Origin of the sequence: Algoriphagus resistens (assembly GCF_001442615.1) — a bacterium.
In the GTDB taxonomy this organism is placed as follows: Bacteria; Bacteroidota; Bacteroidia; order Cytophagales; family Cyclobacteriaceae; genus Algoriphagus; species Algoriphagus resistens.
The window spans coordinates 436889-448984 of the sequence record NZ_LMXN01000001.1 but is presented as its reverse complement, the minus strand read 5'-3'; the positions used below and the strand labels follow the sequence as shown (position 1 = coordinate 448984).

11 protein-coding genes are annotated in these 12096 nt (G+C 43.3%); 10 read left to right on the top strand and 1 reads right to left on the bottom strand.

Annotated features, from left to right (window positions below):
* The first annotated feature begins 12 nt into the window (after positions 1–12).
* From AS141_RS01840 to AS141_RS01805, 8 genes are all read left to right on the top strand, one after another.
* A complete protein-coding gene (locus AS141_RS01840; RefSeq protein ID WP_082632158.1) occupies positions 13–456 on the top strand; it encodes a response regulator in 444 nt (147 codons plus the stop codon).
* Positions 457–464: 8 nt separating this feature from the next.
* Entirely contained in the window at positions 465–1910 is a 1446-nt protein-coding gene (locus tag AS141_RS01835) for a hybrid sensor histidine kinase/response regulator (protein WP_057935907.1), read from the top strand.
* Positions 1911–2029: 119 nt separating this feature from the next.
* A complete protein-coding gene (locus AS141_RS01830; RefSeq protein WP_057935906.1) occupies positions 2030–2539 on the top strand; it encodes a YdeI/OmpD-associated family protein in 510 nt (169 codons plus the stop codon).
* A 63-nt stretch (positions 2540–2602) separates the two neighbouring features.
* A complete protein-coding gene (locus tag AS141_RS01825; protein WP_057935905.1) occupies positions 2603–3322 on the top strand; it encodes a LamB/YcsF family protein in 720 nt (239 codons plus the stop codon).
* Positions 3319–4014, top strand: a complete 696-nt coding sequence (gene pxpB, locus AS141_RS01820) for a 5-oxoprolinase subunit PxpB (protein ID WP_057935904.1) — start codon at positions 3319–3321, stop codon at positions 4012–4014. Before AS141_RS01825 ends, pxpB begins: the two co-directional genes overlap by 4 nt.
* Before the next feature lie 8 nt (positions 4015–4022).
* The gene (locus tag AS141_RS01815; RefSeq protein WP_157243360.1) at positions 4023–4880 is read left to right on the top strand and encodes a 5-oxoprolinase subunit C family protein; all 858 of its coding nucleotides are present in this window, start codon (positions 4023–4025) and stop codon (positions 4878–4880) included.
* Between the two features lie 262 nt (positions 4881–5142).
* Positions 5143–6654: a DUF4301 family protein gene (locus AS141_RS01810; protein ID WP_057935902.1), complete on the top strand. Its 1512-nt coding sequence runs from the start codon at positions 5143–5145 to the stop codon at positions 6652–6654.
* A 203-nt stretch (positions 6655–6857) separates the two neighbouring features.
* Complete coding sequence (locus tag AS141_RS01805) at positions 6858–7637, top strand: PIG-L family deacetylase (protein ID WP_082632131.1); 780 nt, start codon at positions 6858–6860, stop codon at positions 7635–7637.
* A 164-nt stretch (positions 7638–7801) separates the two neighbouring features.
* On the opposite strand, the gene AS141_RS01800 is transcribed toward AS141_RS01805, so the two are convergent.
* A complete protein-coding gene (locus tag AS141_RS01800) occupies positions 7802–8965 on the bottom strand; it encodes a THUMP domain-containing class I SAM-dependent RNA methyltransferase (protein ID WP_057935900.1) in 1164 nt (387 codons plus the stop codon).
* A gap of 213 nt (positions 8966–9178) precedes the next feature.
* Here AS141_RS01800 and AS141_RS01795 point away from each other — a divergent pair, with 213 nt between their 5' ends.
* Positions 9179–10519, top strand: coding sequence for a 3-keto-disaccharide hydrolase (locus tag AS141_RS01795; protein ID WP_394331070.1), 1341 nt, complete (start codon positions 9179–9181; stop codon positions 10517–10519).
* A 163-nt stretch (positions 10520–10682) separates the two neighbouring features.
* Positions 10683–12026 carry a Gfo/Idh/MocA family protein gene (locus AS141_RS01790; protein ID WP_057935899.1) on the top strand — a complete coding sequence of 448 codons (1344 nt, stop codon included), beginning with the start codon at positions 10683–10685 and terminating at the stop codon, positions 12024–12026.
* Positions 12027–12096: the final 70 nt, after the last annotated feature.

Genomic DNA, 12096 nt, shown 5'->3' with positions numbered 1-12096 from the left:
GACCTTATGCTCATGTCCTTCGAGAAACCTATCCAAATCCTAGTCGCCGAAGACGATGAGGATGACAAATTACTGATACTAAAAGCCTTTGAGAGAACATTGCCCAAGGAGAAAATTGCCTGCGTGGAAGATGGTGAGGCACTTCTGAAATATCTGAAGCATGCCGCTCCCTATGATGATCCGGAAAAATACCCTAAACCGGACATTATTCTCCTTGACCTCAATATGCCCCGTAAAGATGGTAGAGAAGCCTTGGCAGAAATAAAAGGCTGTGAAGACCTCAAGTCTATTCCGGTAATCATCTTTACAACTTCAAACAGTGCTGATGATATTAAGGTTACCTACAAAATGGGCTCCAGCAGTTATATAACAAAGCCGGGATCCTTTGAGGAATTAGTCAAAGTCACAGAAGAAATCGAGAATTACTGGTCAAAAATAGTTCTGCTGCCAGCATAGAGAAAAATATGACACCTTCAGAGACAATAAAAATATTATATGTAGATGATGATCCAGATGATCTTTTCTTAGTCTCTACGTTACTAAAAGGGATTTCTGATACCAGCTATGAATTAGAGAGTGCAGCCAGCCTCGAAGAAGCCATCCCGAAGCTGGAAAAAAAATTCGATGTGTTCCTGGTTGATTACAGACTCGGAAAAGATACGGGGTTAGAACTGATCCGGGAGATAAAAACACGTAGAAAACATGCTCCGGTAATCATGCTTACAGGCATGAGTACCGGTCATATAGACCGGGAAGCACTTACCCTTGGAGCATCTGATTACTTAATTAAAGGCGAATTCGACGCGCATACACTTGACAGAACTCTCAGGTATGCTATCCGCGATGCCCAGTTGATGGAATCACTGGCCCATGCTGCTGTAAAATTCCGGTCAATTTTTGAGCTGGCAAGTGATCCCTTCCTTTTAATGGACGATGAGGGCAAGATATTGGAAGTGAATCCCGCGTTTCTTAAGAAGTTTGGCCCGGAGGCCTACGATCCGGCCTCATCAAAAAATTTCTACTTTAAAGATCTATTGTCAGAAGATTCCTCTCAGCAAGAACTTGAAGATTTTTTCCTCAAAAATCTGGACATCTATGATATGGAATCCCTGATGACAGTAGACCAGGAACATAAGATCAATAGCTTATTGAGTATAGTAAAACAGGAGGTGGGAATTTTTCAGGTCTTGATAAAAGATCTCAGTGCGATCAAAGCCAAGGAAGAGGAAGAGCTCAATCTCAAAAAATTCTCCTCTACAGGTAGGATAGCCAGGCTTTTGGCACATGAAGTAAAAAATCCATTAACTACAATTCTGCTATCTGCAGATCAGTTACATATGGAACTCCCTGAATCAGTTCTTTCAGAAAGCGGAGATCTGATAGATGTAATCCGCAGAAATTGCGACAGAATCAATCATCTTGTTACTCAGCTGTTAGACAGCACCAGGTTCACAGAACTGGATCCCAAAATACATTCCATTAATGCCTTGCTCGATGAAGCGCTGGAGCAGGTAAACGATAGAATAGATCTTAAAGAAATAACCATCCAAAAACAATATCAAAAGGACATCTGCGATATTCAGGTGGATGGTGAAAAGGTAAAAATAGCGCTTATTAACCTGATCGTAAATGCAATAGAGGCAATGCCGGAGAAAACGGGAAGGCTCTTGTTAAAAACTTCTATCAAAGGAAATCTATGCAGAATCGAAATCAGAGATAATGGCGAAGGGATACCCAAAGAGAATCTGGAACGTCTGTTTGAGCCATTCTTTACCAGTAAAGCTACAGGATCGGGGCTTGGACTTACCAATACCCAGAACATTATTTTAAGCCACGGAGGTGCTATCCGGGTAAAAAGCGAGGTAGGTAAAGGAACCTCATTCCTGATTTCTTTCAATTTACAGAGCTAGCAATCCCAGGTAACTGCATTATCAGGCCCTTCAAATGGTAAAACTGAATGCTTGTGTTTTTTTGAATTCAATCCTACGTTTCATAGCTTTAACTATACCTCTTCAATCAAATCTTTAAAATGCTGGAATTTCAAGGGAAATTAGCTGCCTTCGAATTTAATCACTGGCAATATCACTTTCCAGTTCCCGAGGAAATGGCCACCCAGATGATTGATGGCAATCATCGAAGAGTTTTGATCTGGATAGCTGGTGAAGGACCATTTCATATGGCCTTGATGAAGGCCAAAGATTATTGGTACGTGTTGATCAATCAGGAATTGAGAAAGAAGTTTCGGATGGATCAAAAGCAGCTTTTCACAATTGGGATGGAAAAAGATCCTAGCCAATATGGCCATGAAATGCCAGAAGAATTGCAGGTCCTTATGGATCAAGACGAAGAAGGAGCCCGGTTTTTTAATGAATTGACTCCGGGAAAACAAAGAATGATGGTCTATACAGTAACCAAAGTAAAGAATCCGGATAGCAGGATGAAAAAAGCCCTAGCCATCATCCACCACCTCAAAGCAGCAAAAGGAAAACTGGATTATAAACAACTCAATGAGGTGATCAAATATTATAATAAGTTATAGGAAATATTCGAAGCCTTAGATGACATTTTGTATTTTAGGATTTATCCGCTTTTTCCCCTTATAATGAAAAAACTGCCAGACATAAATTGTGATTTAGGTGAAGGCATGCCACATGAAAAAATCATCTTTCCTCTCATCGATGCAGCCAGTATTGCCTGCGGTGGACATTACGGAGATGAAAATACAATAAATGAGAGTTTAACACTGGCTTTGGAATACAAGACAAAAGTCGGGGCACACCCCTCCTATCCTGATCTAAAAAATTTTGGGAGAAAATCAATGAAAATTCCTGAAAAGGATCTCCAGAAGTCCATTTTGATCCAAATCCTGAAATTTGAGCAACTGGCAGAAAAATCAGGGTTACCTATGGATCACATCAAATTCCATGGAGCCCTTTATAATGACGCCGCAGCAAATCCTGAACTGGCAGACAGCCTCAGCGATTTTATCGCAAGTTACTTTCACAACACAACATTGTTCACATCCCCACATTCCCAACTTCAAAAATTTGCCATCCAGAAAGGGTTGAAGCTCAAAACCGAAGTCTTTGGAGACCGGAGATATCAGGAAAATTTCCAGCTCGTTCCCAGATCGGTTTTTGGCTCCCACATGATCTCTGAAGCTGAAATATCGCCCCAACTCGAGTCTTTACTGGAGAAGGGTTTCTTAATCTCAGAGTCGGGGAAAAAACTTCACCTTAAAGCCGATACAATTTGCTTTCATGGTGACAATCCCGGTATCAGTGACTTTTTGCCCAGCATCCGGGAAAAATTCTGGTCATGACTCCCAAGCTTACACAAATCTCCCCCCTGCTCTTCGAGTTCGAATGGATCTCGGAGGTATCAGATGAGCTTCTCCAGCATCAATTGACTTTCAAAGACAGGCTCCAAAAAGAATTTACAACTGAGTTAGCAGAATTACGAATGGGATTCAAAACCCTTGCCCTGGTGCTCTCAACCCCCTTAGAGGCCCGGATAATCAAGCAATGGTTGAGATCAAACAGTACTCAGGGGTCACTCAATCCCCTGCCCTCAAAAATCTGGCAAATCCCAGTCTGCTATTCCCCTGAAACCGGAAGGGATCTGCAGGCTTTGGCAAAATCAAAAAACATGGAACAGGATGAGTTGATCTCACTGCATTCCCAAGGTCAGTATAGACTGCATTTCTATGGCTTTTTACCCGGGTTCATGTATTTGAATGGGTTGCCGAACCGGCTGTACACGGCAAGAAAAAGCGTTCCGGACCGGGTTGTTCCCGCTGGTTCAGTGGCTATTGGTGCATCTCAAACGGGGATCTATCCTTCTGTTAGCCCCGGAGGCTGGCATTTGATCGGACAGACGCCGGTTCCGCTTTTCGATCCCGGCCATATTCCTCCTGTATTTGCTTCTGCAGGAGAGCGGATTGAGTTTACCCCGATTACTATTCAGCAATTCACACGCTTGCAAAGACATCCACACCCGCCGCTATGCAAATAATCAGGGCTATGGGGAATTTACAACTAGTGAAAACCGGAATTGGAACCTGCATCCAGGATACAGGAAGGTTTGGCTACACTGCCTATGGAGTTCCGGTATCCGGTGCGCTGGACATGCGCTCTTATTTATGGGTTAATCATCTGTTACAAAACAAGGAAACTGATGCGGCTCTGGAGATCAGTCAACCTGGGTTAAGCCTTCATTTTGATTCACCTACACTAATTTGCCTTGCAGGAGCAAATGCAGCGGTCCAGCTAAACGGCAAAGCCACATCCAGCTACTGCGTACTGGAAATCCGTAAAAATGATCAATTGCAAATCGGAGCGATTCATCAGGGTGCTATACTTTATCTGGGGATCAAAAATGGGTTCCAGTCTGAAAAGATCATGAATTCCCGAAGCTGGTATCCCGGAATCACCGCTTCCTCTTACCTAAAAAAAGACGACCGTATTTCCTATTTCCCACATGAGGAAGAATCCGTCTACACCGCATCCAAAATCAGATTGGATTTCAACTGGATGGAGGAGCCGGTCATAGAAGCGTATCCTGGACCTGAATGGGGATTGCTGGACAAGCAAAACAAATCCCTTATTGAGACCGGAAAATTTACGGTTTCCAGTCTTAAAAACAGAATGGCTATTCAACTTATGGAATTACTTCCAAATTCCATCCCTGAATTGGCTACAGCACCGGTTTTCCCCGGCACCGTACAATTGACATCCGGTGGAAAGCTGTTAGTGTTGCTCAAAGATGCCCAGGTGACGGGAGGCTATCCCCGAATACTGCAGCTGGATGAAAAATCTATCGCTCTGATTTCCCAAAAACGCCCAAAAGATCAACTTGTCTTTAAACTAAAAAAACTCTGATTTCCCGAGGCCTGTGTTCCTTTCAGACATTATAAAGCCTTCTCCGCTATTGCAGCCCCTTCCTCTTTCAAACTAAAAAAAGTGTTACATATGAATTCTTTTGTGCTGGTAAAAGGTATGATAGGCCAGGCAATCGATTCAAAACACATTCGAGATGTTAAGCAGATATATTTTGAAAATAAATCCCAAAAAGTACAACTCAAATTTGAGCAAACTCAAATAGCCTGCTATCTTAACATATTACTATTGCAACCCAAAAAACATGGATACAGGCTTAGAATCAAAGATTTTGTCACAGGGGATGAACCCTGAAGTTGTAAATCAACAAATTGGCCATTTTAAGAACGGCTTCCCTTTTTTACAAATTGTAGCTCCTGCCACACCTGAGAATGGTATTAAAGTACTGAGCGATAAGGAACTGGCGTACTTCACTAAAACCTACCCGGAAAAAGCTTCTCAGGTACAAGTGGTAAAGTTTGTACCGGCAAGTGGAGCTGCATCCAGGATGTTCAAAGACTTATTTGCCTTTCTTGACGGCGACGGGGATATCACCAAATCTCCCTTTGTGCAAAAATTCATGGACAACATCGAGAAATTTGCTTTTTACGATGATCTCAATGAAGTACTGGTAGCAGATGGAAGCAGTATCAATTTGAAGCTGGACACCAAAGACTACAAGGGAATATTAGCGGCACTGCTTTTAGATGAAGGGCTGGGTTACGGGAGCCTGCCCAAAGGTTTATTACGGTTTCATAGCTATCCCGATGGCAGGAGGACCCCGGCGTATGAGCATCTGATCGAGGGGATACAATATGCTACAGGCGAAGGAAACACAGTTAAAATCCATTTCACTGTCTCTCCTGAGCACGAATCGAAATTCCGGGCAGAAATAGCTTCCGCTCTCCCTAAGCTGGAGAAAGAATATGGAATCAATTTCGAAATCAGCTATTCCCAACAGAAAAAGTCCACCGATACGATCGCTGTAAACATGGACAACACCCCTTTTTTGGAAGATGATGGCAGCCTGCTCTTTAGACCGGCCGGACACGGGGCTTTGCTGGAAAACCTGAATGATATCTCCGCAGATCTCATTTTTATCAAAAACATCGATAATGTCGTGCCCGATAGGCTAAAGTCTGAAACCAAAGATTATAAAATGGCTATCGGTGGTTTGCTGCTGGAAATTCAGGCGAAAGTTTTTGAAGCCTTGAAAACACTCAGCGACACAGTAGATGAAGCTTCAGTCAGTCTGGCTGAGCACGTCTTTACGCAAGACTTGGGAGCAAAGCTACCGGAGGGTTTCTCTGAAAAGCCAAATTCTGTAAAAGGTGAATACCTGAAAGAAAAATTGAACAGACCAATACGGGTTTGCGGGATGGTGAAAAATACCGGTGAGCCGGGCGGCGGGCCTTTTTGGGTAAAGGAATCTGATGGTTCTCTTTCTCTTCAAATTGCCGAAACTGCCCAGATTGACGTAGCTGATCCTTCTACTAGAGAGCACTTCAAGGGCTCAACCCACTTCAACCCCGTAGATCTGGTCTGTGGTACAAAAGATTTTGAAGGCAATGATTTTGACCTCCTCAAGTACCGGGACATGATGACCGGATTCATCACAGAAAAGTCCAAAGGTGGGCGGGATTTAAAAGCGCTGGAGTTGCCCGGACTGTGGAATGGCGCCATGGCAGGCTGGAATACTTTATTCGTAGAAGTGCCGCTAATTACTTTCAACCCGGTAAAAACGGTTAATGACCTGTTGAGAGACGAACATCAATAAGACCGGATTGAGGATTTCGGGTTCCACCGAAAAGAAACGCTGATTGTCGAAGATCTATCCAAAAAAGGTCTACGGCTTTCTGCGGGCTTTAGCTGACTATATCTAAGATGAACTTATTCTACAAAATTCACATATATTTTCTTAGGTAAACATAAGCTACGCTTATCTGGGAGTAGTGTGCAAATGAAAAAACAATTCTAGAAATGAAAAGACTATTCTCAATTTTATTCTTTATGATTTTTCTTTTTTCATTCAAAGCAAGTCACATTAAAAAAGAAAACATTTTAGTGGTTTTAGCACACCCAGATGATGAAACTGCATTCTCACCCGTCCTGAAAAAATATAGTAAGACGCATAAAATACATCTTTTAATTGCTACAGACGGCAGATATGGACAACCCATAAAGGCTATTTCAGTCGATTCCTTAATTGAGTTAAGAAAAAATGAAACCAGATGTGCCTGTAACATCCTTGGCCTGGAGACACCCGTCTTTTTAGGATTTACTGATGGTTTTGATTCGAGTTTAGGAATTCCTGAATATTTCAAACGTTCAAAACTACTCAAAGAAAAAATCACAGAGAAAATTAAGGATATTAACCCTGAATTTATTTTGACTTTTGGCCCAGATGGCGATACGGGGCATTCCGACCATAGAATGATAAGCGATATGACTACTGAAATCATCTTGAGTAATAAATGGGCAAGCACTTATCCTTTATACTATCTTGGATGGACCAAAGCGGATAGCGAGAAATTTAAAATGATAGGTGGTTTAAATACCGTGCATCCTGACTATTTAAATGTTTCAATTAAATATTCTCAAGATGAAGAAAATGAAGCCTTGAAAACTCTAGATTGCTATAAAAGTCAGTTTAGCGAAGATGAAATCAGCGAGTGGAAAACGGCCGAAATAAAAGACACGACAAATACGCTGTATTTTAGACAGCTAATTCTATCGAAAAAACGAAAGGAAAAATTTTAATAATTACCAATAACTTCACACAAGGTTATAGTTCATTGCTTCTAAATTTCCTCTCGTAAAGTTCACGCTACTACATTATAGTTGAGATAAGTTATATCTTAGCTTATCTACAGAGGCTTTCAGCGCTACTCTACAAGAAAACCATCCCTTCCCCTTACGTCACACTATTCCTCTTTTTTCCCTTCGTATAGCTCATATTTCAGCAAACGGCAATCAATCGTTCCGTTCCAGAATTCTATTCTTCGATTGGCCTTCAGTCCGATTTTCTTTGCCAATTCCAGATTGCCTGTAAAAATATACCCTCTATATCCGGCACATTTCTGCTTTAGAAAATCACCCATGCGCTTGTAAGTTACCTCCAACTCATCGTTCTCTCCTAGCCTCTCGCCATATTCCGGATTGAACATGATCACCCCACGGGGTCTTTCAGGGATCTCTGTTTCGGCAAAATCGCACACCTGGAATTCGATCATATGGTCTACACCAGCGGTGATCGCATTTTCCTGGGCAAAAGAAATAGCCTGCAAGGAAATATCGGAAGCTATGATCTTTAGATCAGGAAGCTCCATGATCTTACTCTCCAACTTTTTCTTTTTAGCTAAAAATGCCTCCTTATCATATCCTAAAATATGCTGGAATGAATAATGGTCTCTATAGAGTCCCGGGTAACGCCTGGTTGCCATCAGCGCGGCTTCTATAGCCAAGGTACCTGATCCGCACATTGGATTGATAAAGGGAACACGTGTGTTCCACTCAGTAGCATAAATAGTTGCTGCAGCCAGTGCCTCCATCATCGGTGCTTTGCCCGGAATCTTGCGATAGCCATGCTTGGCAAGTGTGTCCCCTGAGGTATTGATATAAACCGAGCATTGGGTGTCTTTCCAGTACACCTGAAAAACCAACCCGTCAAAATCAGATCCCGAATCAGGTCTTCTTCCTTTCAACTCTCGAAAACGATCCACAATTGCATCCTTCACTTTTACATTTACAATTAGCGGGGTGGTGATGCTTTCATTTTCCGCTACTGAGTTTACCGAAAAATAACCGTCCACATCCAGGTAATCTTCCCAGGGAATGGCCTTGAATCTTCGATAGATATCATCCGCATTCCTCAGGTAAAAAGATTTGATCTCGTACAGTACCTGGGAAGCCGTACGTAGATGTAGGTTGAGATCCATGCATTCTTCCATGGTAGCCCTCAACTCTATTCCGGTCCGGGTGACAGCTTCCGGCACAAAACCAAGTTCACGGACCTCCTTCTCCAGATAAGAAACCGAACGGTCCTTACAGGTAACAAAAACTTTTCCTTTGAGATTAAAATCAAGCATGCGCAAAAGTAACAAAGATCACCGGATTCTTGTCCGCTCATCTCCCAGACGTTGTGATTGGTCATTTTCCCAATGATTACTCGCAAACGATTGCGTAACTTATAACCGATACTACTTGGTGCAATGCACCTAAATCTTGAATTTTATATTGAACAACAATACCTCAATTTTATGAAATACACCCGAAACATACTCTCGGCCTTAATCACTTCTATGGCGCTTGTAAGCTGTGCAGGCGGACAACAAACGGATGATGGCTGGACCAATCTATTCAATGGGAAAGATCTGACCGGCTGGAAGCCTGTAGCCGGAACGGCCACCTTTGAAGTAGTAGATGGAACCATCGAAGGATCAGCCGTAGCCGGATCACCCAATACTTTTCTGATCACCGAAGAGACCTATGGGGATTATATCCTGGAGCTTGATCTTAAAATTGAACACCTTTCCAGCAATTCCGGTGTGATGACCAGAGGGCAATATGACCCTGCCGCCAGAGATGGCAAAGGCCTGGTTTATGGGTATCAAATCGAAGCCGATCCTTCAGAAAGAGCCTGGTCCGGCGGGGTATATGATGAAGCAAGAAGAGGCTGGCTGTATCCACTTGATCTGAACCCCGAAGCAAAATCTGCATTTAAGATGGGCGAATTCAACCATTACAGAATAGAAGCGATCGGCAATGAAATCAAAACCTGGATAAATGGACAGGAAGTAGCCTACGTGGTGGATGACATGGATAAGACTGGTTTCATCGGCCTACAGGTACATAGTATCCAGAAGCCTGAAGATGCGGGCAGAAAGACTACATTTAAAAATGTGAAAATCCAAACTGAAAACCTTGAGCCCAAAGCATTTAACAAGGATATATTCGTAGTCAACAACACCTTGAACACCTTGACAGAATACGAAAAAAACAAGGGCTGGAAATTGCTTTTCAACGGCCAGAATTCTGATGGATGGAAAGGGGCATACAAGGAAACATTCCCTGAATCAGGCTGGTCGGTGAATGATGGAATTCTCACTATTGCTGCCTCTGACGGAGGTGAATCCACCAATGCCGGTGATATCGTGACCAAGGAACAGTTTTCAGCATTTGACCTGGCTTTTGAGTTCAGGCTTACAGAGGGTGCCAATTCCGGTGTCAAATATTTTGTGACCCTGTCTGAAGGGAATAAAGGCTCGGCGATAGGGCTTGAATATCAGGTCCTGGATGATGACAAGCACCCAGATGCGAAAATGGGGAAAGATGGAAACCGTACCATGGCATCTCTGTATGACCTTATCAAAGCTGATAAAAACGGCAGGTTCATCAAGCCTGTAGGGGAATGGAACAAAGGCCGAGTGGTCGTGACCCCTGACAATAAAGTTGCCCACTACCTCAATGGTGTGAAAGTTGTGGAATATGAGCGAGGTTCACAGGAATTCCGTGATTTGGTGGCTATCAGTAAATATGCGAAATGGGAAAACTTCGGCGAGGCTAAAGAGGGACACATTCTTCTCCAAGACCATGGCAATGAAGTGAGTTTCAAAAACATCAAGATCAAAGAGCTGAAATAATATTATCTAAAGGATCTGAGTAGTCGGATGTTCTTTATTTTATCGGCTTGAAGACCGATGAGCGAAGCCCGAGATAGCCTCCATCCTGGTGTTATCCGAAGTTTTTGATGCTTTAAATAGGTTATCAATGGATGAGCGGATAATTAGTTAAACAATATCAATCATGAACAACAGAAGAGACTTTATCAAGAAATCTGCCGCTGCTACTATAGGCTTGTCAGCATTGGGTACAGCCGCCCTTTCTGCAAAATCTTACGGAAGAATCATAGGGGCAAATGAACGCCTGAATGTGGCGATTGCAGGGTTGGGAAGAAGATTGGGAGCATATTATGAGCCGATAGGACTAAAATCCAGCAATGTGAATCTCATGTACTTATGCGATGCCATGGAATCCCAGATGCCGAAAGCCGCCAAGAATTTTGCCAAGCACATAGACTACGCTCCCAAGCTGGAGCAAAATGTCATGAAAGTGATGGATGACAAAGATCTTGACACCATTATCATCGCGACACCCGATCACTGGCATGCCCCTGGGACCTGGTTGGCCTTGGAAAGAGGCAAACATGTCTACGTAGAAAAACCATGTTCACATAATCCCCGGGAAGGTGAGTTGCTGATTGCATTGCAAAAGAAGTACAATAAAGTGGTGCAGATGGGGAACCAGCAACGCTCAGCTCCCGAAAGCCGCGAAATCATAGCCGCTATTCATAATGGCGCCATAGGCAAAGCATATATGGCAAAGGCTTTTTACAGCAACAGCCGTGGTGCGGTTCCAAATCCGACGCAGGCTCCTCCCCCAGCTGGATTAGACTGGGAAATGTTCCAGGGACCCGCCCCGAGAAGAGCCTACACCCACGATACCTGGGATTACAACTGGCACTGGTATGGCTGGGAATATGGCACAGCCGAGACAGGCAATAACGCAACCCATGAGCTAGATGTAGCCCGCTGGGCGCTTCAGGTGGACTACCCAAGTGAAGTGTTGGTTACTGCCGGGAAAAGACATTTTCCAGAGGACGGATGGGTGATGTATGACACGATGGATGCCACTTTCAAATTTGGGAATGGTTCAGTGATCCAATGGGATGGCAAGAGCAGAAACAGCTATAAAACCTATGGATCTGATCGGGGAACTATTATCTATGGAACAGAAGGATCCGTCTATGTAGACCGAGGTGGGTACAAGCAATTTGACAGAGCTGGGAAAGAGGTCAAAAGCAGCATGTCTTCGAGCAATGAAGCAGGCACAGCCCTCGGCGGTGGCGGCGATATGAGCACCACGCACATCGTTAATTTCTTCAATGCAGTACGGGGGCTGGAAAAGCAAAACTCAAACATAGAGGAAGGCGCTGTGAGTACTTTGCTCTGCCATTTGGCAAATATCAGCTCCAGAACGGGTGAAAATCTAATCTGCGATCCAACCAACGGGCATATCAAAAACTCTAAGAAAGCAGCTGCGCTTTGGACCAGAGAATATGAGAAGGGCTGGGAACCACCAAAAGTATAAACATACCAGGTAAAAATCCGCATTTAGCCAGTCCCTATAACCAGATAGACAAATTCTATTTTAGTTTTAT